This window comes from Castellaniella hirudinis, from assembly GCF_047468865.1.
GTDB lineage: Bacteria > Pseudomonadota > Gammaproteobacteria > Burkholderiales > Burkholderiaceae_B > Castellaniella > Castellaniella hirudinis_A.
In genome coordinates this window covers 16,105-37,525 of the sequence record NZ_JBLGTV010000016.1, presented here as the reverse complement: position 1 = coordinate 37,525, position 21,421 = coordinate 16,105, and the positions used below count along the sequence as shown (strand labels likewise).

The window sequence follows — 21,421 nt, the reverse complement described above, 5'->3', positions numbered from 1 at the left end:
TGGCGAGGCCTGGGTGCCCCGCTATTCCTTTTTAGGGGATCCCATGCCGCGTCCGATTCTGGCGACCATCGACACCAGCGCTTTGGCGCACAATCTGCAAACTGTTGCCCGGCGCTTGGCGCAAGACGCCCCCAAAGCCCCGCCCTTCATCTGGGCGGTCATGAAATCCCGGGGCTACGGGCATGGGGTGGCGGCGGCGGTGGCCGGTTTCGCGCAGGCCGATGGCTTGGCCATGCTCGATCTGGACGAGGCCGTCCAGTGCCGCGAACTCGGCTGGTCCGGGCCCATTCTATTGCTCGAAGGCTTCTTCGAGCCCGCCGACCTGGAAATCCTGACGCGCTACCGCATCAGCACCACGGTTCACTGCGCCGATCAACTGGCCATGCTCGAAGAAGGCCCGGTCAATTCACCTATCGACGCCCTGATCAAGCTGAACAGCGGCATGCACCGGCTGGGCTTCCAGCCGGGCGAATACGCGGCGGCCTATGCCCGGGCGCAGGCTTTGCAGTCGCAGGGGGTGCTGGGGGCGCTGGGCAAAATGACGCACTTCGCCCGGGCCGACGACGACCCCGCCGTCACCCAGGGGCAACTGGACTGTTTCCTGGCGGCCACCCGGGGTCTGCCCGGCCCGGTCAGCGTCTGCAACTCCGCCGCCACCCTCACCGAAGGGCTGGCGGCGGGCGTGGCGGCGCCCAATGGCCAGTGGGTGCGCCCGGGTATCTGCCTGTATGGGGCCTCGCCGTTTGCCGACCGGCCCGCCGATACTTTCGACCTGCGCCCCGCCATGACGCTGACCGCGCGCTTGATCGGCACGCATACGGTGCCGGCGGGCGAGGCCGTGGGCTACGGCCAGATTTTCCGCGCGCCCCAATCCATGCGGGTGGGGATCGTGGCCTGCGGCTATGCCGACGGCTATCCCCGGCATGCGGCCACAGGCACGCCCATCACGGTGGCCGGGGTGCGCACGCGCCTGGTCGGGCGGGTCTCCATGGACATGCTGGCGGTCGATCTCGATCCCGTTCCGGGGGCCAGCGTGGGGGATCCCGTGGTCTTGTGGGGGCACGGCGGGCCTTCGGTCGACGAAGTCGCCTTGTCGTGCGGTACCATTGGCTACGAATTGCTCTGCGCAGTCGCCCCGCGGGTGCCGCGCGCCGAACTCTGATCCCAAGGAGCCCCCATGAAAAACAGCTGCGTGCTGGTCACCGGCGCCACGAAAGGCATCGGTTGGGCGGTCAGCCAGCGCCTGGCCGATCTGGGCTGCCATGTCGTGGGCCTGGCCCGGCACACCGCCGACATTGATTTCCCAGGCTATCTGTATGGCTGCGATCTGGCCAATGCGGGCGAGACCGAAGAACTCTTGCGCGTCATCCGCGAAAAATATCCCGTCGATGCCGTGGTCAACTGCGTGGGGCCCGTCATGCCCGAACCCTTGGGCGAGGTCGACCTGGCTTCGCTCTACCAGGCGTTCGACCTCAACGTGCGCGTGGCCGTGCAGGCCGTGCAGGCCTTCGTGCCCGGCATGAAGGCCCGCCAGTCGGGCCGCATCGTCAATCTCTGCAGCCGCGCGGTGTATGGCTCGGCGGGGCATACCAGCTATTCGGCCGCCAAAAGCGCCTTGCTGGGCTGCACCCGCACCTGGGCGCTGGAACTCGCCCCCTACGGGGTCACGGTCAATGCCGTTTCGCCTGGCCCGGTGGAAACCGCTTCGTTCCGGGCCGAATGTCCCGTGGGCAGCGAGGCCGAGAAATCCATCCTGTCCACCGTCCCGCTGGGCCGCCTGGGCCAGGCCGACGAGGTCGCCGCCGCCGTCGTCTTTCTTCTCAGCGATTCAGCCGCCTTCATCACCGGCCAGGAACTCGGCGTGGACGGCGGCGGCAGCCTGGCAGGGCGCTGATGGCCAAGGCCCGCAGCGTTTTCCTGTGCGCCGATTGCGGCGGCACCACGGCCAAGTGGGAAGGCCGCTGCCCCCATTGCGGGGCCTGGAACACCCTGCAGGAATCCCGCGAGACCCCGGCCGCCGCCAGCCATCGCTTCGCCCCCCTGGCGGCTTCGGCGCCGGTGCGCCGCCTGGCCGATATCGAAGCCCGCGAGCATACGCGCAATCCCACCGGCATCGAAGAATTCGACCGCGTCCTGGGTGGCGGCCTGGTGGCGGGCGCGGTGGTGCTGATCGGCGGCGACCCCGGCATCGGCAAGTCCACGCTGCTGCTGCAGGCTCTGGCCAGCTTGTCCGCGCGCGGCCCGGTTCTGTATGTCACCGGCGAGGAGTCCGCCGAGCAAGTCGCCCTGCGGGCGCAGCGCCTGGGGGTCGTCGGCGATGCCGTCGATCTGCTGGCCGAAATCCGTCTGGAGCAAATCACCGGGGCCCTGATCGAGCGCCGCCCGGAGGTCGCCGTCATTGATTCCATCCAGACCCTGTATTCCGCCGAACTCACCGCCGCGCCGGGCTCGGTGTCCCAGGTGCGCGAATGCGCCGCCCAACTGACCCGGGTGGCCAAACAGACCGGCGTCACCCTGATCCTCATCGGCCACGTCACCAAAGACGGGGCCCTGGCGGGGCCGCGCGTGCTGGAACACATCGTCGACACCGTGCTGTACTTCGAAGGCGATACGCATTCTTCTTTTCGCCTGGTGCGCGCCATCAAGAACCGCTTCGGCGCGGTCAATGAACTGGGCGTGTTCGCCATGACCGACCGGGGTCTGAAAGGCGTCAACAACCCTTCGGCCCTGTTCCTGGCGGGCCACGCCCGCGACGTGGCCGGCTCCTGCGTCATGGCCACCCAGGAAGGCACGCGCCCCTTGCTGGTCGAGGTTCAGGCGCTGGTGGATACCGCCCATGTGCCCAATCCCCGGCGCCTGTCTGTGGGGCTGGAAAGCAGCCGCCTGGCCATGCTGCTGGCGGTGCTGCACCGCCACGCCGGGGTGGCCACCTACGACCAGGACGTGTTCGTCAATGCCGTGGGGGGGGTGCGCATCATGGAACCCGCCGCGGATCTGGCCGTGGCGCTGGCGATTCTGTCCTCCATGCGCGACCAGGCGCTGCCCGCCGGCCTGCTGGCTTTCGGCGAGATCGGCCTGGCCGGTGAAATCCGGCCCGCGCCCCGGGGCCAGGAGCGCCTGCGCGAAGCGGCGAAGCTGGGCTTTGCCCAGGCGGTCGTGCCGCGCGCCAACATGCCGCGCCAGCCCATCGACGGCCTGCAGGTGCGGCCCATCGACCGGGTCGAAGACATTCTGGACGTGCTGCGATAATGGATGGTTTCTGGCTGATTGCCGCTTGCCTGCTGGTGGGCGGAACCATTGGTTTCGCCGGCGGGGTGCTGGGCATCGGCGGCGGCCTGATCGCCATTCCCTTGCTGGGGCTGGTATTGGGCTACGACCAGCAGGCGGCCCAGGGCACGGCGCTGATCATGGTGCTGCCGGCCGTCTTGCTGACCGTGCGTAAGTACCACCAGCGCGCGCCGATCGACTTGCGCTCGGCCGCCGCCGGGGCCGGCGGGTCGGTGCTGTTCACCTGGGTGGGGGCGCAGATCGCGCTGGGCCTGGATCCTTGGCTGCTGCGGCGGATTTACGCGGGTTTCGTCTTTGTGATCGCCTTGTTCTATTTTCGTGAAAGCCTGGGCCGCAAGGCCCGGGCGCGGCCCGACAGCCACTACCGCGGCGTGGGTGAAGTCCGCCGCCTGTGGTATCTGCTGGTCGGCGTATTCGCCGGCTTCACCGGGGGTGTTTTCGGCGTGGGCGGGTCGGTGCTGGCCGTGCCCTTGATGACGGCGCTGTTTCGCCTGCGCCAGACCACCGCCCAGGCGCTGGCCTTGACCATGATCGTCCCGGGCACGGTGGTTGCCCTGGCCACGTATGCCTGGCACGGGCAGGCCCATGGGCTAGTGGGCCTGCCCCTGGCCGTGGGCAGTCTGTTGTGCGTGCCTTACGGGGTGCGGTTGGCCTATGCGCTGCCCGAGGCCCGCCTGAAGCTGATTTTCGCCTGCATGTTGCTGGTGATCATGGGCCTGCTGTTGATGCGGGGGGGCGCCTGATGGCCGCGCTGCCGCCCCGGTGGGTGTCCGGGCCGCTGCCCGGCGGCGCATACGGCGTGCCGCCCCGGTTGGCCGGCTGCGCCCAGGCCGCCTGGTTCGACCCCGCCCGGGCGGATGCCGCGCCGGTGGCCGAGGGCGGCCGCCAGGCGGCCTGGTATGTGTCGGGCGCCCACGGCCCAGCGGTGCTGCGGCATTACCGGCGAGGCGGGCTGCGCGCCCGCCTGGGGCCGGACACCTATCTGTGGCTGGGCCCGGCCCGCGTGCGCGCCTATGCCGAGGCGCGTGTGCTGGTGCATCTGCAGGCCGCCGGGGTGCGGGTTCCCGAGGCGTTGGGCGCGGCCTATTGGCGTGCCGGCCCAAGCTACCGCGCCGCGATCCTGGTGGCGCGCATCGCAGGCGCGCAGGCGCTGGCCAGCCGTCTGGATCGGGCCGATCCCGCCGCCGTGGCTGCGGCCATCCGGGCCATGCACCGGGCCGGGGTCTGGCATGCCGATCTCAATGCCTACAATATCTTGTTCGATGCCCAGGATCGGGTCTGGCTGATCGATTTCGACCGGGCGCGCCTGGGTGTCGTGTCGCCGGCACAGCAGCATAAAAACCTGTTGCGTTTGCGACGGTCTTTGGTTAAGGTAGCCGGCGCGCACGGAGCGCAGTGGTGGAATGCGCTGGATACCGTCTGGCGGACATTGCCGGCTTGACACCAAAGCCCGGGGCTCGGGATACCGCCCCGAACAATCCTGTGATTGACCTTTCTATGGGAACCTTGCCATGAAATTGGGCACCGTTAAAACCCTGTTGGCCGCCGCCGTGCTGATCACAGCCGGATCGGCAACCGCCCAGGATGCCGTCGTCAATGTTTACAACTGGGCCGAATACACCGCGCCCGACACCCTGCCGGGCTTTGAAAAAGCCACCGGCATCAAGTTGCGCTACGATGTCTACGACACCAACGACACCCTGCAGGCCAAGCTGCTGACGGGCAAGTCCGGCTACGACGTGGTGGTGCCGTCCACGCACTACGCCGCGCGCCAGATCCAGGGCGGTTTGTTCCAGAAGCTGGACAAGTCCAAGATCCCCAACTGGGCGCACCTGGATCCCGACCTGATGGCCCTGGTGGCCACGGTCGACCCCGGCAACCAATACCTGGTGCCCTGGGGCTATGGCACCAACGGCCTGGGCTATAACGTCACCCAGGTGCGGGACATCATGGGGGCGGATGCGCCGCTGGGATCCTGGGACATGCTGTTCAAGCCCGAAAACGCCGCCAAGCTGCAGTCCTGCGGGATTTCCGTGCTGGACGAGGCCGCCCAGGTGTTCCCGGCCGCGCTGCATTACCTGGGCAAAGACCCCAACAGCCAGGATCCCAAGGACTACGAAGCCGCCTTCGAACTGCTGCAAGGCATCCGGCCGTACATCCGGCAGTTCAGCTCGTCGGGCTATATCGACGAACTGGCTTCCGGCGGGCTGTGCATGGTGTACGGATTTTCCGGCGACGTCATGATCGCCGCCGCGCGGGCGCACGAAGCCGGGAAGTCCTACGCCATTAATTATTTCATTCCCGAAGGCGGGGCGCCCGTGTGGTTCGACACCATGGCCATCCCGAAAAGCGCGGAACACGTCGATGCGGCCCATGCCTTCATCAACTACATCGAAACGCCCGAAGTCCACGCGGCTATCACCAACACCATGTTCTACCCCAACGCCAACAAGACGGCGCGGCAGTTCGTGGTCAAGGCAGTCGCCGACAATCCCATGATCTACCCGTCGCCCGACGTCGCCCGCACTTTGTTCGTCATCCAGCCGCAGCCCATGAACATCCTGCGCCTGCAGACCAAGCTGTGGGCCCAGCTTAAAACCGGGCACTGACGGTGATGCAGGACCCGCGCGGCATGCCCCGCCAGGGCGAGGCCGATGATTTCGTGCGCATCGAGGATGTCGTCAAAATCTTCGGCGACACGGTGGCGGTGCGCTCGGTCAGCCTGTCGGTGCGCCGCCACGAAGTCTTCGCGCTGCTGGGCAGCTCGGGCTGCGGCAAATCCACCCTGCTGCGCATGCTGGCCGGGTTCGAAGAACCCACCTCCGGGCGCATCATCCTGGACGACGAGGACATCACCAGCCTGCCGCCGCACCGGCGGCCGGTCAACATGATGTTCCAGTCCTACGCCTTGTTTCCCCACATGACGGTCGAGGCCAACGTGGCCTTCGGGCTCAAGCAAGAAGGCGTGGCGCGTCACGAAATCCACGAGCGCGTCTTCGAGGCCCTGGACCTGGTGCAGATGGCGGGCTACGCCCGGCGTAAGCCGCATCAGTTGTCGGGCGGCCAGCAGCAGCGCGTGGCCCTGGCGCGCAGCCTGGTGAAGCGCCCCAAGCTGCTGCTGCTGGATGAGCCCATGTCGGCCCTGGACAAGCAAATCCGCCAGGCCACGCAGATCGAGCTGGTCAAGATCCTGGATCAGGTGGGCGTCACCTGCATCATGGTCACGCACGACCAGGAGGAAGCCATGACCATGGCCAGCCGCCTGGCTGTCATGAGCGATGGCCAGATCGTGCAGTGCGGCACGCCGCGCGACGTTTACACCTTTCCCAGCACGCGCTTCGTGGCGGGCTTCATCGGCTCCACCAATCTCTTTACCGGCACCATCGTGGTGGACGAGCCCGACCACGTCCAGATCGAAAGCGACGCCCTGTCCCGGCCCTTGTTCGTCAGCCACGGGATCAGCGAACCCCTGGGCATGGAAGTCCATGTGTCGATCCGGCCCGAGCAGATCCGCGTGGCCCGCCAGGCCCCGGAATCCGACTTCAACTGGGGCCACGGCATGGTGTCGCACGTCGCCTGGATGGGCAGCTATGCGCGCTACCAGATCCGCCTGGACGCGGGCCAGGTGATCGAGGCCAGCGTGCCCACCCTGGACTGGAGCCAGTCCGATGCGCCCGGCGTGGACGAAGAAATCTACGTCAGCTGGTCGCACGATGCCGGCGCCGTGCTGGCCTCATGATCCGCGGTCGCCGTCCCAGCGCCCGGCAGTGGGCGATCGCCGTCCCCTTTGTCTGGCTGATGCTGTTTTTGCTGGTGCCGTTTCTGCTGGTGTTGAAAATCAGCTTTTCGGATCTGCAGTTCGGTATCCCGCCTTATCTGCCCATCGCCACGCTGGAAGACGAAACCCTGTCGCTGGCCCTGCACCTGCGCGGCTACATCCTGCTGTTCACCGACAGCCTGTACGTGGCGGTGTATCTCAATTCGGTCAAGATGGCCCTGGTGACGACCCTGTGCTGCGCGCTGATCGGCTATCCCATGGCCTACCAGATCGCCCGTTCGCGCCCGCAGGTTCGCAATCTGCTGCTGCTGGGGGTGATTCTGCCGTTCTGGACCTCGCTGCTGTTGCGCGTGTACGCCTGGGTGGGCATTCTGCGCAACGACGGCTTGCTGAACAATCTGCTGATGGGCCTGGGGCTCATCGACGCCCCGCTGGAAATCTATCGCACCGATTGGGCCGTGTATGTCGGGCTGGTCTACGCCTACCTGCCGTTTTTCATCCTGCCGCTGTATGCCAATCTGGTCAAGCTGGACAACCGTCTGCTGGAGGCCGCCTACGACCTGGGCGCCCGGCCCTGGCAAGTGTTTCTTAACGTCACGCTGCCGCTGTCCATGCCGGGGGTTGTGGCCGGGGCCATGCTGGTGTTCATCCCCTCGGTGGGCGAATACGTCATCCCGGAGATGCTGGGTGGGGCCAATACCCTGATGATGGGGCGCGTCATGTGGAATGAATTCTTCAATAACGCGGACTGGCCCATGGCCGCCGCCGTCACCTGCGTGATGGTTCTGCTGCTGCTGGTGCCGCTGTCGCTGTTCCAGTACAACCAGGCCCGCCAATTGACCGGCCGGGGGGCCTGATGCGGCAGTCGTCCTGGTTCCGTTTCTTGTCGCTGGTGGTGGGCTATGGCTTTCTGTATGTGCCCATCGTCTGCCTGATGGTGTTTTCCTTCAACGATTCCACGCTGATGAATTCCTGGTCGGGGTTTTCCTTGCGCTGGTATCGCGCGCTGTTCCAGGATCAGGCCTTGCTGGCCGCCGCCCGCCTGTCGCTGTTGATCGCCTTACTGACGGCCACGGCGGCCGTGGTCATCGGCACCTGGGCGGGCTATGTGCTGGCCCGCATGGGGCGCTTTCGCGGCTTTGGCCTGTACATCGGCATGCTCTGCGCCCCGCTGGTCATGCCGGAGGTCGTGCTGGGCATTTCCCTGTTGCTCATGTTCGTGGAAATGTCCAAGCTCTTTGGCTGGCCGGACGGCAATGGCCTGTTCACCATCTGGGTGGGGCACGTCACCCTGTGCACGGCCTATGTGGCGGTCATCATCCAGTCGCGGGTGCGCGACCTGGATCGCTCCCTGGAAGAAGCCGCACTCGACCTGGGGGCGTCCCCCTTGAAAGTATTTTTCGCCATCACCCTGCCGCTGATCGCCCCCGCCCTGATGGCGGCCTGGCTGCTGGCGTTCACCCTGTCCCTGGATGACGTGGTGGTGGCGGCCTTTTTGTCGGGGCCGGGCTATACCACCTTGCCGCTGGAAGTCTTTTCCCGCGTGCGCCTGGGCCTGAAGCCCGAGATCAATGCCCTGGCCACCTTGTTCATCGTGCTGGTGGGGGTCATCGTGGTGGCGCTGAACCGCATGCAGATCCAGGCCGGGAAAACCCAGACGGGATAGGGCCGGGGCCTGGCCGCCCGTCCCGTCCGTGTCTCCGCTATATCTTCAGCGCCATGACCGTCAGGCTGAACAGGCCGGCCGACAGCAGCATGCTGATCGGGAAGGTCAGCAGCCAGGCCAGCAGAATCGTGCGCACCGTGCCATTGTGCAGGCCGCTGCGGTTGGCCACCATGGTGCCGGCCACCCCGGACGACAGCACCTGGGTGGTGGAGACCGGCAGGCTGAACAGGTTGGCCACCCCGATGGCCGCCACGGCGGTGATCTGGGCCGACATCCCCTGGGCGTAGGTCATCCCTTGCTTGCCGATTTTTTCGCCCACGGTCACCACGACCCGGCGCCAGCCCACCATGGTGCCCACCCCCAGGGCCAGGGCGACGGCGGCGATCACCCACAAGGGGGCGTATTCGGCTGTGGCGGTCAGGTCGCGGCGCAGGCGCTGCAGGTCGGCCGCTTCAGCGGCGGGCAGCACCCCCAGGCCGGCGACCCGGCGGGCCGTATCGTCCAGGCACAGCAAATAGCGGCGCACTTGCCCGCGCACTGCGGGCGGCAGTTCATTGTAGGCATGTATGCCGTCCAGGCTGAGGCGCACGGCCTGGATGGTGGACGGCGTGTTCCTGGGGTTGCAGCGGAAATCCTGGGCCAGCGGGGCGGGCGGCGTCCGCAGCGCCAGGAACTCGTCCAGGACGTCGGCATTGCGCGTGTACAGGCTGTGCAGGTGCACGGTGGCATCATAAGTGCGCTGGATCTGGTAGGGCGTGGCTCCCGGATCCAGGATGAACTTGGCCGGCACGATGCCGATCAGCACCAGCATGATCAAGCCAATGCCCTTTTGCCCGTCGTTCGACCCATGCACGAAGCTGACGCTCATGGCCGACAGCACCAGGATCAGCCGGTTCCAGAAGGGTGGGTGTTTCTTGTTGTCGATGGTGCGGCGCTGTTCGGGCGTCTTGTGCATTTTCGAGCCCACGAACAGCTTTTTCAGTGCCAGCAGCATCAGGCCGGCGATCACGAAGCCGGCCAGCGGGGAGATAATCAGCGACAGGCCGATGTCCAGCGCCTTGCCCCAGTTGACGCCGGTGCTGACGGGCAGGTCGGTCAGCAGGGCGTTGACCACGCCGACGCCCAGGATCGCTCCGATCAGCGTGTGCGAACTGGACGAGGGAATCCCCAGATACCAAGTGCCCAGGTTCCAGACGATGGCGGCCGCCAGGATGGAATACACCATGGCCAGGCTGCGGCCGTTCTCCAGGTTGAGCAGGACGTCGATGGGCAATAAATGCACGATGGCATAGGCAACCCCCACCCCGCCCAGCAAGACCCCGAGAAAGTTGCAGATGCCCGAGAAGAACACCGCCAGATGGGGTGGCATGGCCTTGGTGTAGATGACCGTGGCGACGGCGTTGGCCGTGTCGTGAAAACCGTTGATGAATTCAAAGGCCAGGACGAGCGCCAGCGCCAGCACCAGGCTGAACCCGACGGCCAGCGGCAGCCCGGAGAATAGGTCGAACATGATAGGAATGCGGACAGAAGACGCGGCATTATTGCAAATTTTTGCAGTTGCCGTTTTTGCTCAGGGCGACGCCAGGAAATCCACCTTGCCAGTGTCCAGGCGGTATATGCCGCCCGCGATCTTCAGTTTCCCGGCCTGTTGCGCCTGGGCGAGGATGTCCGATTGCGCCGCCAGGGCCGTCACGCCCTGGCGCACGTTCTCGGCGATGGCCGCGTCCAGCACGTTCTGGTGCTGCGGGCCCAGCTGGCGCACGGCCGGGGCCAGCGCATTGGCCAGTGTCTGGATGTGTCCGGGAAATACGGTGTGTTCCCGCACCGCCTTGACGGCGGCCCCCACGGCCCCGCATCGGTCGTGCCCCAGAACCAGGATCACCGGAACTCTCAGCACCGCCACCGCGTATTCCAGGCTGCCCAGCATGTCGTCGTTGACGACATTGCCCGCCACCCGGGTCACGAACAGGTCGCCCCGGCCGCTGTCGAAGGCGTATTCGGGCACCACGCGCGAATCCGCGCAGCCCAGGATGGCGGCATACGGGTTCTGCCCGCCCGCCAGGGCCGGGCGTTCGGGCGCGAAGCGGTGGCGCAGCATCACCCCCGACACATAACGCTGGTTGCCTTCGGCCAGGCGCTGCAGCGCGTCGGCGGGCGACAGGACGTTTTCCGGTTTTGGCGGGGCGGCGGCCCAGGCGGCTGGACTGAACAGCCCGCCCAGGCCGGCCGATGCCGTCCAGGCCAACGCGGCGGAGGTGCGCAGAAACGCGCGGCGAGAACCTGCCTGCGCATGCAGGCAATGGGGTGAGTCGCACATAGAATGTCCCCTTGAATGGGTTGTCTGGAAGATTGCGGCAAGACGGGTGCCGGAAAGCGGAAAAATCAGAGAGGAAGCGGTCTCATGATACTTTAATCCGCAACTTTTCCCACGGGTTTTATTGCGCCGGCGGCGGGTGTTCAGCCGAGGGGCGTCGCCGGGATTTTCCTGCATTAAAGTAGCATTTGGAAAACCTGTGTCATCACTTGGACGGCCTGAAGGGGTAGGGTGGAGGCCTGTCGTCTTACAGGAGAAGCCCTTGAAAACCGTACATCACATCGCTTTTGCCGCTGTTGTCGGCTTGTCCGCCGCCGTGTTGGCGGGCTGTTCCGTTGCCAATCACCAGGAATCCGTCGGCCAGTACGTGGACGGTTCCGTCGTCACCACGAAGGTCAAGGCCCAGCTGGCGGATCAGATGGGCGCGGGCCCTGCGGCGAACATCAATGTCAAGACCATTCGCGGCGGGATCGTGCAGTTGTCCGGGTTCGCTTCCTCTGAATCCGAGCGCGCGCGGGCGGGAGACATCGCCCGCACGGTGTCGGGGGTCAGCGCGGTGCACAACAACCTGGTGGTTCAACCCTGAGGCCGTCGCCTGTCCTGATTTTTCCAAAGGAGATCTTATGTTGCACTATGCGCTTGTTTTCTTGGTCATCGCCCTGGTTGCCGGGTTCCTGGGTTTTTTCGGTGTGGCCGGGGTTGCCGCCACAATTGCCAAGGTGCTGTTCGTCATCTTCCTGATACTGTTCGTGGTCTCGTTGATCACCGGTCGCCGCCCCAAGCTCTGAGGTCGCCGAGCCGCGTGGCGCCATGGGCGGTTGTCTCGCCCTGGCGGGCGGCCGGCGCTCCCTTTAAAATGGGGCCTTTCCGACACTGAATGGATGATGGCCCCATGTTTACCCAGGATCAACTCAAGCAACAGGCCGCCCAGGCCGCGCTGGACTATGTGCTGCCTCAATTGCAGCCCGACAGTATCCTGGGGGTGGGCACCGGATCCACGGTGGATCGCTTCATCGACCTGCTGGCTGCGCACCGCGACGCCTTCCAGGCGGCGGTGTCCAGCTCCGAACGCAGCACCCGCCGCCTGCAGGCGGCGGGCATCGCCGTGCTGGATTTGAACGACGTTCCCGGCACGGCCCTGTATGTGGATGGGGCCGACGAGATTGACCACCAACTGAACATGATCAAGGGCGGAGGCGGGGCCTTGACGCGTGAAAAAATCGTTTCCTCGGTGGCCGACCGCTTTGTCTGCATCGTGGATGACACCAAACTGGTGTCGCAGCTGGGCGGCTTCGACCTGCCCATCGAGGTCATTCCGCTGGCGCGCGAAGCGGTAGCGCGTGAAATCCGCCAGCTGGGCGGCCTGCCCCGGCTGCGCGCCGATTTCGTCACCGACAACGGCAACCAGATCCTGGATGTGGCCGGCCTGGACTACCAGGGCGATCCCGCCGCCTTCGAGGCTTTGCTGAATAATATCCCCGGCGTCGTCTGCTGCGGCCTGTTTGCGATTTCGGGCGCCCATGTGGCGCTGGTGGCTGGCCAGGACGGCGTGTCCCGGCTGGCATTGCAAGACGATTGAGCCCCTGTCCGCGCCGCTGGCGGGCTGGCGTCCGGGGGCCAGCCGGCGTGCCCCGGGCCTGTCCCCCGGCAGCTTTGGCCATGGCCAGGCCGTGTCTTGTCATGGCCTTGTCATGATCGCCTGCTATCGTGTGCCCATCTCTTTATCCGCGCAGGCCGCCGGCTTTCCATTCCATCGGCGCAATGCTACCCTTTGCTTTGTTACATTCGCCTTCATCATAGGCAGACAGAGGCCCCTAGATGCTGGAACACACCAATAAATTATTTCATGCCGAACTAGAAACCACGCGCTCCCTGTTTTTGCAGATGGGCGGGCTGGTCGAGTCCATGGTGCTGGATAGCATGCGAGCCCTGACCGAAGGCCAGTTGCAGTGGGTGGATCGCGTCCGGGCGCACGAAAAACAGGTCAACCAGTTCGAGGTCGACATCGACGAGCGCATCGGCCAGCTGATTGCGCGCAACCAGCCCACGGCGGTGGATCTCCGCCTGCTGCTGTCGATTTCCAAAATGCTGACCGACATGGAACGCTGCGGCGACGAGGCCGAGAAGATCGCCAAGGTGGCGCGCCGTCTGCACGAGGCCGATTCGGCCTACGAGCCCGTGGTCGAATTGCGCCACATGGCCGATGCCGTGGCCAGCATGATCCGCGCCGCCCTGGATGCCTTCGCCCGCGAAGACCCGGTGGCCGCCGCCCAGGTGGTGCGCAACGACAAGGACGTGGACAAAGAATGGAAAGCCACGCTGCGCCACATCATCACCTACATGATCGAGGATCCGCGCACGATTTCCCGTTCCATCGACCTGATCTTCATTGCGCGGGCGCTGGAACGCATCGGCGACCATGCCAAGAACATGGCCGAGCGCGTCATCTACATGGTGCGCGGCGACGACGTGCGCCATACCGGGGTCAGCAACACCGAACGCCTGGCGCGAGGCGAACCGGCCCAGCCGCGTGATTAACGCCGGCCGGCCCGGGCGGGGGGTGTTTCCCCCACGGCGTCAGGGCCGGGTGGCCGCCCAGCAGGCCGATGTGGCAGGCTTCGGTGTTTCCCCCGCAGTGTCAGGGCCGGGGGCCGTCCGTCGCGGCCTGGCTTGGCGTGTAGCCCTGCGCTTCGACGTCCTGGTCGTCGAATAAAAAAGCCCGCATGCGTTCGGCCAGGAATTTCCGCGCTTCGGGTTCGGCCAGGCTGAGGTGGTTTTCATTGACCAGGCGGGTCTGGATGTCCAGCCATTTCGCCCAGGCATCGCGCGAGATTTCGCGCCAGATGCGGGCGCCGATTTCGCCGGGGTACGGCGGGTAATCCAGGCCGGGGGCCTCGCGCTTCAGTTTACGGCAGTGAATCATACGCGTCATCGCAAAGTCTCGGTTCGGGGTGGCGCGTCGTCGCGCCAGGCGTCCAGCACCCGGCCCAGGCCGATGCGCCAGTCGCGTTCCAGCGGCCCCAGCAGGGCCTCCAGCTTGTCGCAGTCCAGCCGGCTATTGGCGGGCCGGGGCTCGGGTGAAGGCCAGTCGCTGGCCGGAATCGGGGCCAGGGCGGGCGCGCGGGCCAGCATGCCGCGCGCCACGGCCTGGGTGAAGATTTCCCGGGCGAAGCCATGCCAGCTGACGTCGGGGGTTCCACTGAAATGATAGAGGCCCCCCGGGGTGTGCAGGCCGGGGGTGTGCAGGCGCTGCGCGAGCTGGTGCAGGGCCTGCGCCAAGTGTCCCGCCCAGGTGGGGCCGCCCACCTGGTCGTCGATCACCCGCAGGTGATCGCGCTGCTGGCCCAGGCGCAGCATGGTGCGCACGAAATTGTCGCCCCAGGCGCTGAACACCCAGCTGGTGCGCACGACCAGGGCATCCGGGGCGGCCTGCAGCACGGCTTCCTCGCCCTGGCGCTTGCTGCGGCCATAGGTGTTCAGGGGCCGGGTGGGGTCGTCGGCCCGATAGGGCCGATCCAGGGTGCCGTCGAAGACGTAGTCGGTGGATACGTGCAGCAGGCGCATGCCGCGGCGGGCGCAGTGCCGGGCCAGCAAGGCCGGGGCCTGGGCATTGATGGCCAGCGCCGTATCCAACTCGTCGGCGGCGCGGTCGACCGCCGTATAGGCCGCCGCGTTGACCAGGCAATCCGCCGGGTGCGCGTCCAGCCAGCGCCCGATGGCCGCATCGCTGGTGATGTCCAGGCTGTCGCGGTCGGTGAAGGCATAGTGAATCCGGCCGGCCAGCGGGGCGGCCAGGGCCTGGAGAGAACGGCCCAATTGGCCGTTGGCGCCCGTCACCAGGATGCGCAGCGGTGTGTCCATGTCCATATGGTTCAAATCCCCGGAGAACGATCAGGCGGTCAGGCCCAGGCGCTGGCGCTGGTAGCTGCCGTCCTGCACGTTGCGGCACCAGTCGCGGTGGGCCAGATACCATTGCACGGTCTTGCGCAGCCCGCTGTCGAAGGTTTCCTGCGGCGTCCAGCCCAGTTCGCGCTGGATTTTTCCCGCGTCGATGGCGTAGCGCAGGTCGTGCCCGGGCCGGTCGGCGACGTGGGTGATCAGATCCCGGTAGTGCGCGACCCCGGCGGGATGTTGCGGGGCCAGGGTTTCCAGCAGGTCGCAGATGGCGCGCACCACGTCGATGTTGCGTTGTTCGTTGTGGCCGCCGATGTTGTAGGTTTCCCCCGGCGCGCCGGCTTCCAGCACGCGCAGCAAGGCGCGGGCGTGGTCTTCGACGTACAGCCAGTCGCGGATTTGCAGCCCTTGCCCGTAGACGGGCAAGGGCTTGCCTTCCAGGGCGTTCAGAATCACCAGCGGGATCAGCTTTTCGGGGAAATGATAGGGGCCGTAGTTGTTCGAGCAGTTGGTCACCAGGACGGGCAGGCCGTAGGTGCGGTGCCAGGCGCGCACCAGGTGATCCGACCCCGCCTTGCTGGCGGAATACGGCGAGCTGGGCGCATAGGGCGTGGTTTCGGTGAAGAGGCCGCCGGCGTCGGCCAGGTCGCCATAGACCTCGTCGGTGGAAATGTGATGAAAGCGAAAACCCGGCCTGGCCGATTCGTCCAGCGTGAGCCAGTGCCGCCGGGCGGCTTCCAGCAGGGTGTAGGTGCCGACCATATTGGTCTGGATGAAAGCCGACGGCCCGTCGATGGAACGATCCACGTGGGACTCGGCCGCCAGGTGCATCACGGCATCGGGCCGGTGCCGGGCGAAGACGTCCGCCAGCCCGGCGGCATCGCAGATGTCCCGGTGCTCGAAGGCGTAGCGCGGGTCGTCGGCGACAGGGGCCAGGGACTCCAGGTTGCCGGCGTAGGTCAGCTTGTCGACGTTGACCACCGCATGCGGGGTGTGGTGGATCAGGTGGCGAACCAGGGCCGAGCCGATAAAGCCCGCCCCGCCCGTGACTAGGATTTTCATCTTGGGGTCTCGTGTGTGGCAGTCATCGCGGTTTACAGCCTTTTGATGAAAATCAGGCTGTTGCGCGAATGATTATAGTGGGCGCGCTTTTCTTGGGGCAGGTCGGACACCCCGCCCTGGACGAAGCCGCGTTTCAGGAACCAGTGGGAGGTGCGGGTGGTCAGCACGAACAGGCGCCGGGCCCCCAGCGCCCGCGCGCTGGTCTCGGCGTGGCGCAGCAGTTTTTCGCCGTCGCCGGTGCCCTGCCATTCGGGGTGTACGATCAGGCAGGCCATTTCCGCCATGCCTGTGTTGGCGTAGGGGATGACGGACACGCAGCCGTAGATCACCCCGTCGTGCTCCAGCACGGTGAATTTTTCCACATCGCGCTCGATGACGGCCCGCCCGCGCGGCACCAGGGTGCCGTCGGCTTCCAGGGGTTCGATCAGCTGCACGATGGCGCCGACGTCGTCGGCCACGGCGGGACGCAGGTCTTCCAGGGTGTCCTCGACCACCATGGTGCCCACCCCGTCGTGGGTGAAGATTTCCAGCAGGATGCTGCCGTCCAGGGTGTAGGGCACCAAGTGGGCGCGGGCCACCCCGCGCTTGACCGCCAGCGAGGCGTGCCGCAGGAACGCCGTGGTGTCTTCGTCCAGCACATTTTGCGCCAGCAGGTCGTCGGCGTCCTTGCGGGCCAGTTCGGTGTCCACCGAACCGTCGACTTCCGTGACGGTGCGGTTCTGGGTCAGGAAGATCAGTTTTTCGGCGCGCAGGGCCACGGCGGCGTTGGTGGCCAGGTCTTCCATGGCCAGATTGAAGGCTTCGCCCGTGGGGGAAAAACCCAGCGGCGACAAGAGCACGATGGCCCCCTGGCTGATGACGTTGTGCATGACGTCGATGTCCAGCTTGCGCACCGTGCCGGCGCGGCGGTAGTCGACGCCGTCGATGACGCCGACCGGCCGGGCGGTGACGAAGTTGCCGGAGATCACGCGGATCTTGGCGTGCGACATCGGGGTGTTGGGCAGCCCCTGGCTGAAGGCGGCCTCGATGTCCAGGCGGATTTCACCGGCGGCTTCCTTGGCGCATTCCAGGGCTTCCGGGGTCGTGGGCTCGGTGCCCCGGCCAAACTGCGTGGTGTAGCCTTTCAGGCGCAGCTGCTCGTTGACCTGCGGGCGCGACCCGTGCACCAGCACCAGCTTGATCCCCAGCGCCGACAGCAGGGACAGATCGGCCACCAGCGGCTCCAGGCCGTCGTCTTCGATGAGTTCGCCGCCAAACGCCACCACGAAGGTCTTGCCGCGAAAATCGTGCACGTAGGGCGCCACCTCGCGAAACCAGCGCACGAACTGGGCTGGGGCGAACTCGGGGGCATCCTGGGCTGAATAGGTATCGGTTTCTGTGACGCTCATGGCAAGGCTTGGTGACGGCGACTGGGGCTGATCTCCGAAATTATAATAAGGGATTGTGTTTTGCCGACAGCCGCGCCGGCGCCGCCGGGCCGCCCCCTCGTTTTTTGTGGTCGGCAGGCCTCTTTCGTGGAATTACCGCTTTTGTCAGACTCCCTCGCTTCCAAGCCCCGTCGCGCCGTTCGCGGGCCGCGCTCCGCCTCCGCCGCGCATCCGCCGGGCGCGTCCGCCGCCGGCCGGCCGCCCCGGCCCGCGGCAGCGCCCGCCGGCGCCGGCGACCGGCCGCTGCCCGTCATCGTCTATCCCGAAGAACTCCCCGTCAGCGCGTGCCGCCAGGACATCGCGGCGGCGATCGAGGCCCATCCCGTGGTCATCGTGTGCGGCGAAACCGGCTCGGGCAAGACCACGCAACTGCCCAAGATTTGCCTGGCGCTGGGGCGCGGCCGCCAGGGGATGATCGGTCACACCCAGCCCCGCCGGCTGGCGGCCACCTCGGTCGCCCAGCGGGTGGCCGAAGAACTCCGTACCGAACTGGGCGACTGGGTGGGCTACCAGATCCGCTTCAGCGACCGATCCGGCCCGGCGACCGCCATCAAGCTGATGACCGACGGCATTTTGCTGGCGGAAACCCAGCGCGACCCCCTGCTGCGCCGCTACGATACCCTGATCATCGACGAAGCCCACGAACGCAGCCTGAATATCGACTTTCTGTTGGGCTTTCTGAAGCAGTTGCTGGCGCGGCGGCCCGATCTCAAGCTGATCATTACCTCGGCCACCATCGACGCCGACCGCTTCGCCCGGCATTTCGCCGGCGCGGCGGGGCCCGCGCCGGTCATCCAGGTGTCCGGCCGCCTGTATCCCGTCGAGATCCGCTACCGGCCCATTCGCCCGGATGACGAACCGGCCGACGCCGCCGCGCGCGGCGACGAAGAACGCGACCTGGTCGATGCCGTGGTCGATGGGGTGGACGAGTGCGCCCGCCATGGCGCGGGCGACGTGCTGGTGTTTCTGCCCGGCGAACGCGAAATCCGCGAATGCGCCGAGGCCCTGCGCAAGCGCCACCCCGTGGGCGCCCTGGTTCTGCCCCTGTATGCCCGCCTGTCGCGGGCCGAGCAAGAACAGATTTTCCATCCGCGCGGCAATCAGCGGCGCATCGTGCTGGCCACCAACGTGGCCGAGACCTCGCTGACGGTGCCCGGCATCCGCTATGTGGTCGACAGCGGCCTGGCCCGCATCAAGCGCTATTCCTGGCGCAGTAAGGTCGAGCAGCTGCGCATCGAGGCCATCAGCCAGGCCTCGGCCAACCAGCGGGCGGGGCGCTGCGGCCGCCTGGGGCCGGGGGTGTGCATCCGCCTGTATGCCGAACAGGATTTCAAACAGCGCGCCCCGTTCACCGACCCCGAAATCCTGCGGTCTTCGCTGGCCTCGGTGATCTTGCGCATGAAGGCCCTGCGGCTGGATGACGTCGAGGCCTTTCCCTTCGTCGAGCCCCCCGCGGGCCGGGCGATTGCGGACGGCTACCAGCTGCTGCAGGAACTGGGCGCGCTGGACGAGCGCAACCGCCTGACCGCCGTGGGCCGGGTGCTGGCCAAGCTGCCGGTGGACCCGCGCATCGCCCGCATGATCCACGCGGCGCACGAACAGCAGTGCCTGACGGAAATCCTGGTGATCGCCTCGGCCCTGTCCATCCAGGATCCGCGCGACCGGCCCATGCAGGCGCGCGAGGCCGCCGACCAGGCCCACGCCTTGTTCCGGGACAAGCAGTCCGAGTTCCAGTCCTGGCTGAAGCTGTGGGCCTGGTATGGCGAGCAAGTCGCCCACAAGGCCTCCCAGCGCAAACTCGTGGATCAGCTGCGGGCCAAGTTCCTGTCCCCCATCCGCCTGCGCGAGTGGCGCGACACCCACACCCAGCTGCTGACCTTGGCGCGAGAGCAAGGCTGGCGGCTGAACCAGACGCCGGCCACCCGGGAACAGCTGCACCTGGCCCTGCTGGCCGGCCTGCTGGGCAATATCGGCATGAAATCCGACGACGCCAGCCTGTACCAGGGGGCGCGGGACATCCGCTTCGCCATTCATCCGGGTTCGCCGCTGCAAAAAAAAGCGGGCCGCTGGGTTCTGGCGGCCGAACTCGTCGAAACCACCCGCCTGTATGCCCGTTGCGTGGCGCAGATCGAGCCCGCCTGGGTGGAAAAAGCCGGCGCACACCTGCTGAAAAAAGCCTGGTCCGATCCGCGTTGGGAAAAAAAGGCGGGGCAGGTGGTGGCCAATGAACGCGGCACGGTGCACGGCCTGCCGGTATACACCGGGCGGCGCGTGCATTACGGCCGCATCGACCCGAAGGCCGCGCGCGAAATTTTCATCCGCGATGCCCTGGTGCCGGGGGAGATCGACGGCAAACTGCCGTTCATCGCCCACAACCGGCGCCTGATCGCATCCATCGAACGCCTGGAACACCAGAGCCGCCGGCCCGACATCCTGGTGGACGATGCCCTGATCTTCGCCTTCTACGACCAGCAAATCCCGCCGGATGTCTGCCAGACCGCCACGCTGGAAGCCTGGGTGGCCACGCTGGACGCGGCCCGGGCCAATCGCCTGAAACTCAGCCGCGACGACCTGATGCAGCACGATGCCGCCGGGGTCACGACCGAAGTCTTTCCGCGCCGCCTGTCCTGGGCGGGCGCGGAGCTGGCGGTGGACTACCACTTCGAGCCCGGTTCGCCGCGCGACGGCATGACGCTGACAGTGCCCCTGTTTGCGCTTAACCAGATCGATGCGGCGCGCTGCGAGTGGCTGGTGCCCGGGATGCTGAAGGAAAAAGTCCACCTGTTGCTGAAATCCCTGCCGCAGAAGCTGCGCCGCCATTGCGTACCCTTGCCGGATTATGCCGCCGGGTTTCACGACCGCTGGTTCGAGCGCGCCGCCGATCCGGGCATGGGGCTGCTGGACGCCATCGCGCAGGACGTCTGGGCGCAGTGCAGGATTCGTCTGGCGGCCACGGATTTCAAGCTGGAAACCTTGCCCGCGCATCTGTTCATGAATTTCAAGGTGGTCGACGCGCATGGCCGCATGCTGTCGGGCGGGCGCAGCCTGGATCAGCTGCGCGCCGAGCATGGCCGCGAGGCCCAGGCTTCGTTCCAGCAACTGGCCGCCAAGGATCATCAGGCCGCCCAGGTGCTGGAACACGAGCACCTGACCGCATGGACCTTCGGGGCGCTGCCGGAACTGCTGGAAATCCATCGGGGCGGGCAATCGCTCATCGGCTATCCCGCCTTGCGCGACCGGGGCGAGTGCTGCGACCTGGATGTGTTCGACGACCCCCTGCAGGCCCGCCGCGTGCATGCCGTTGGCCTGCGCCGCCTGTTTCGCCTGGCCTTGCGCGAGCAGGTACGCTACCTGGAGAAAAACCTGCCCGACCTGACCCGCCTGGCCTTGCTGTTCATGGATCTGGGCAGCCAGGAGGATTTGCGCGATCAGTTGATCGATGCCGCGCTTGACCAGGCCTGCCTGATGGAGCCCTGGCCGGATTGCGCCGAATCCTTCGCCCGGCGCAGCGAGGACGCCCGAACCCGCCTGAACCTGCTGGCGCAGGAATTGGCCCGCTTGGTGGGGGCGATCTTGCAGGAACGCGCCGCCTTGCAAAAAAAGCTGCCCCAGGCCAAGCCCTGGCCGGCTGCCCAGCAGGATATCCGCCAGCAGTTGGATGCCCTGGTGGACCCCCGGTTCATCCAGGAAACGCCGGCGGAACAACTCAAGCATGTGCCGCGCTACCTGAAGGCCGCCCAGATGCGTGTCGACAAGCTGCGCGCAGACCCCGCGCGCGATGCCCGCCTGATGGCCGAGATGGCCCCTTTGATCACCCCGTGGCAGCGGGCCCGGGCCGCCTTGAAAGGGGCCCCGGACGCGCAGCTGGATGCGTTTCGCTGGCAGCTGGAGGAATTGCGGGTGGCGTTGTTTGCGCAAACGCTGCGCACGCCGTTTCCCGTGTCGGTCAAGCGTTTGCAAAAGACCTGGGCGGCCATGCCCCGTTAAGGGCC

At 66.6% G+C, this 21,421-nt stretch carries 20 protein-coding genes; 14 read left to right on the top strand and 6 right to left on the bottom strand.

The genetic code is table 11. The annotated features are described in order from the left end of the window. Positions 1–43: 43 nt before the first annotated feature. The 9 genes from alr (at position 44) to ACMHYJ_RS14945 (ending at position 8,732) form a co-directional block, all read left to right on the top strand. Positions 44–1,162, top strand: coding sequence for an alanine racemase (alr, locus tag ACMHYJ_RS14985; protein ID WP_414246996.1), 1,119 nt, complete (start codon positions 44–46; stop codon positions 1,160–1,162). A gap of 15 nt (positions 1,163–1,177) precedes the next feature. Beyond that, on the top strand, positions 1,178–1,894 hold the full coding sequence (locus ACMHYJ_RS14980; RefSeq protein ID WP_414246995.1) for an SDR family oxidoreductase: 717 nt from the start codon (positions 1,178–1,180) through the stop codon (positions 1,892–1,894). Next, complete coding sequence (radA, locus tag ACMHYJ_RS14975) at positions 1,894–3,249, top strand: DNA repair protein RadA (RefSeq protein ID WP_414246994.1); 1,356 nt, start codon at positions 1,894–1,896, stop codon at positions 3,247–3,249. The genes ACMHYJ_RS14980 and radA overlap by 1 nt, the downstream gene beginning before the upstream one ends. After that, positions 3,249–4,031, top strand: coding sequence for a sulfite exporter TauE/SafE family protein (locus tag ACMHYJ_RS14970; protein ID WP_414246993.1), 783 nt, complete (start codon positions 3,249–3,251; stop codon positions 4,029–4,031). The genes radA and ACMHYJ_RS14970 overlap by 1 nt, the downstream gene beginning before the upstream one ends. Next, the gene (locus ACMHYJ_RS14965) at positions 4,031–4,729 is read left to right on the top strand and encodes a 3-deoxy-D-manno-octulosonic acid kinase (RefSeq protein WP_414246992.1); all 699 of its coding nucleotides are present in this window, start codon (positions 4,031–4,033) and stop codon (positions 4,727–4,729) included. Before ACMHYJ_RS14970 ends, ACMHYJ_RS14965 begins: the two co-directional genes overlap by 1 nt. Before the next feature lie 70 nt (positions 4,730–4,799). Beyond that, positions 4,800–5,897 carry a polyamine ABC transporter substrate-binding protein gene (locus ACMHYJ_RS14960; RefSeq protein ID WP_414246990.1) on the top strand — a complete coding sequence of 366 codons (1,098 nt, stop codon included), beginning with the start codon at positions 4,800–4,802 and terminating at the stop codon, positions 5,895–5,897. Positions 5,898–5,902: 5 nt separating this feature from the next. Next, the gene (locus ACMHYJ_RS14955; protein WP_414246989.1) at positions 5,903–7,027 is read left to right on the top strand and encodes an ABC transporter ATP-binding protein; all 1,125 of its coding nucleotides are present in this window, start codon (positions 5,903–5,905) and stop codon (positions 7,025–7,027) included. Beyond that, a complete protein-coding gene (locus tag ACMHYJ_RS14950; protein WP_414246988.1) occupies positions 7,024–7,923 on the top strand; it encodes an ABC transporter permease subunit in 900 nt (299 codons plus the stop codon). Before ACMHYJ_RS14955 ends, ACMHYJ_RS14950 begins: the two co-directional genes overlap by 4 nt. Next, the gene (locus tag ACMHYJ_RS14945) at positions 7,923–8,732 is read left to right on the top strand and encodes an ABC transporter permease subunit (RefSeq protein ID WP_414246987.1); all 810 of its coding nucleotides are present in this window, start codon (positions 7,923–7,925) and stop codon (positions 8,730–8,732) included. The genes ACMHYJ_RS14950 and ACMHYJ_RS14945 overlap by 1 nt, the downstream gene beginning before the upstream one ends. 37 nt (positions 8,733–8,769) lie before the next feature. Here ACMHYJ_RS14945 and ACMHYJ_RS14940 read toward each other — a convergent pair whose 3' ends face one another. Both ACMHYJ_RS14940 and ACMHYJ_RS14935 read right to left on the bottom strand, forming a co-directional pair. Continuing rightward, complete coding sequence (locus ACMHYJ_RS14940; protein WP_414246986.1) at positions 8,770–10,242, bottom strand: inorganic phosphate transporter; 1,473 nt, start codon at positions 10,240–10,242, stop codon at positions 8,770–8,772. A gap of 60 nt (positions 10,243–10,302) precedes the next feature. Further along, positions 10,303–11,049, bottom strand: coding sequence for a carbonic anhydrase (locus ACMHYJ_RS14935; protein ID WP_414246985.1), 747 nt, complete (start codon positions 11,047–11,049; stop codon positions 10,303–10,305). Positions 11,050–11,308: 259 nt separating this feature from the next. Between ACMHYJ_RS14935 and ACMHYJ_RS14930 the strand changes: the two genes are divergently transcribed. The 4 genes from ACMHYJ_RS14930 (at position 11,309) to phoU (ending at position 13,584) form a co-directional block, all read left to right on the top strand. After that, complete coding sequence (locus ACMHYJ_RS14930; protein ID WP_414246984.1) at positions 11,309–11,632, top strand: BON domain-containing protein; 324 nt, start codon at positions 11,309–11,311, stop codon at positions 11,630–11,632. Positions 11,633–11,669: 37 nt separating this feature from the next. Beyond that, positions 11,670–11,834, top strand: a complete 165-nt coding sequence (locus tag ACMHYJ_RS14925; protein ID WP_414246983.1) for a DUF1328 domain-containing protein — start codon at positions 11,670–11,672, stop codon at positions 11,832–11,834. Between the two features lie 104 nt (positions 11,835–11,938). Then, complete coding sequence (rpiA, locus tag ACMHYJ_RS14920; RefSeq protein ID WP_414246982.1) at positions 11,939–12,625, top strand: ribose-5-phosphate isomerase RpiA; 687 nt, start codon at positions 11,939–11,941, stop codon at positions 12,623–12,625. A 239-nt stretch (positions 12,626–12,864) separates the two neighbouring features. Then, complete coding sequence (gene phoU, locus ACMHYJ_RS14915) at positions 12,865–13,584, top strand: phosphate signaling complex protein PhoU (protein WP_414246981.1); 720 nt, start codon at positions 12,865–12,867, stop codon at positions 13,582–13,584. A gap of 100 nt (positions 13,585–13,684) precedes the next feature. On the opposite strand, the gene ACMHYJ_RS14910 is transcribed toward phoU, so the two are convergent. From ACMHYJ_RS14910 to argA, 4 genes are read right to left on the bottom strand one after another with little or no spacing between them, the layout of a single operon-like run. Further along, positions 13,685–13,978: an oxidative damage protection protein gene (locus ACMHYJ_RS14910; RefSeq protein WP_414246980.1), complete on the bottom strand. Its 294-nt coding sequence runs from the start codon at positions 13,976–13,978 to the stop codon at positions 13,685–13,687. Continuing rightward, positions 13,975–14,907, bottom strand: coding sequence for a dTDP-4-dehydrorhamnose reductase (gene rfbD / locus ACMHYJ_RS14905; RefSeq protein WP_414246979.1), 933 nt, complete (start codon positions 14,905–14,907; stop codon positions 13,975–13,977). The genes ACMHYJ_RS14910 and rfbD overlap by 4 nt, the downstream gene beginning before the upstream one ends. Positions 14,908–14,937: 30 nt before the next feature. Beyond that, entirely contained in the window at positions 14,938–16,002 is a 1,065-nt protein-coding gene (rfbB, locus tag ACMHYJ_RS14900) for a dTDP-glucose 4,6-dehydratase (RefSeq protein WP_414246978.1), read from the bottom strand. A 32-nt stretch (positions 16,003–16,034) separates the two neighbouring features. Further along, positions 16,035–17,390 carry an amino-acid N-acetyltransferase gene (gene argA, locus ACMHYJ_RS14895; RefSeq protein WP_414246977.1) on the bottom strand — a complete coding sequence of 452 codons (1,356 nt, stop codon included), beginning with the start codon at positions 17,388–17,390 and terminating at the stop codon, positions 16,035–16,037. A gap of 141 nt (positions 17,391–17,531) precedes the next feature. Here argA and hrpA point away from each other — a divergent pair, with 141 nt between their 5' ends. After that, complete coding sequence (gene hrpA / locus ACMHYJ_RS14890) at positions 17,532–21,416, top strand: ATP-dependent RNA helicase HrpA (protein WP_414246976.1); 3,885 nt, start codon at positions 17,532–17,534, stop codon at positions 21,414–21,416. Positions 21,417–21,421 lie beyond the last annotated feature (5 nt).

Excerpts from the sequence above, each read along its gene's own strand:
- alr (WP_414246996.1), top strand. The coding sequence starts at position 44 with ATGCCGCGTCCGATTCTGGCGACCATCGACACCAGCGCTTTGGCGCAC.
- rfbB (WP_414246978.1), bottom strand. The coding sequence starts at position 16,002 with ATGAAAATCCTAGTCACGGGCGGGGCGGGCTTTATCGGCTCGGCCCTG.
- radA (WP_414246994.1), top strand. The coding sequence starts at position 1,894 with ATGGCCAAGGCCCGCAGCGTTTTCCTGTGCGCCGATTGCGGCGGCACC.
- ACMHYJ_RS14910 (WP_414246980.1), bottom strand. The coding sequence starts at position 13,978 with ATGACGCGTATGATTCACTGCCGTAAACTGAAGCGCGAGGCCCCCGGC.
- ACMHYJ_RS14935 (WP_414246985.1), bottom strand. The coding sequence starts at position 11,049 with ATGTGCGACTCACCCCATTGCCTGCATGCGCAGGCAGGTTCTCGCCGC.
- ACMHYJ_RS14950 (WP_414246988.1), top strand. The coding sequence starts at position 7,024 with ATGATCCGCGGTCGCCGTCCCAGCGCCCGGCAGTGGGCGATCGCCGTC.
- ACMHYJ_RS14970 (WP_414246993.1), top strand. The coding sequence starts at position 3,249 with ATGGATGGTTTCTGGCTGATTGCCGCTTGCCTGCTGGTGGGCGGAACC.
- rfbD (WP_414246979.1), bottom strand. The coding sequence starts at position 14,907 with ATGGACACACCGCTGCGCATCCTGGTGACGGGCGCCAACGGCCAATTG.
- ACMHYJ_RS14965 (WP_414246992.1), top strand. The coding sequence starts at position 4,031 with ATGGCCGCGCTGCCGCCCCGGTGGGTGTCCGGGCCGCTGCCCGGCGGC.
- ACMHYJ_RS14940 (WP_414246986.1), bottom strand. The coding sequence starts at position 10,242 with ATGTTCGACCTATTCTCCGGGCTGCCGCTGGCCGTCGGGTTCAGCCTG.
- phoU (WP_414246981.1), top strand. The coding sequence starts at position 12,865 with ATGCTGGAACACACCAATAAATTATTTCATGCCGAACTAGAAACCACG.
- argA (WP_414246977.1), bottom strand. The coding sequence starts at position 17,390 with ATGAGCGTCACAGAAACCGATACCTATTCAGCCCAGGATGCCCCCGAG.
- rpiA (WP_414246982.1), top strand. The coding sequence starts at position 11,939 with ATGTTTACCCAGGATCAACTCAAGCAACAGGCCGCCCAGGCCGCGCTG.
- ACMHYJ_RS14980 (WP_414246995.1), top strand. The coding sequence starts at position 1,178 with ATGAAAAACAGCTGCGTGCTGGTCACCGGCGCCACGAAAGGCATCGGT.
- ACMHYJ_RS14945 (WP_414246987.1), top strand. The coding sequence starts at position 7,923 with ATGCGGCAGTCGTCCTGGTTCCGTTTCTTGTCGCTGGTGGTGGGCTAT.
- ACMHYJ_RS14960 (WP_414246990.1), top strand. The coding sequence starts at position 4,800 with ATGAAATTGGGCACCGTTAAAACCCTGTTGGCCGCCGCCGTGCTGATC.
- ACMHYJ_RS14925 (WP_414246983.1), top strand. The coding sequence starts at position 11,670 with ATGTTGCACTATGCGCTTGTTTTCTTGGTCATCGCCCTGGTTGCCGGG.
- ACMHYJ_RS14955 (WP_414246989.1), top strand. The coding sequence starts at position 5,903 with ATGCAGGACCCGCGCGGCATGCCCCGCCAGGGCGAGGCCGATGATTTC.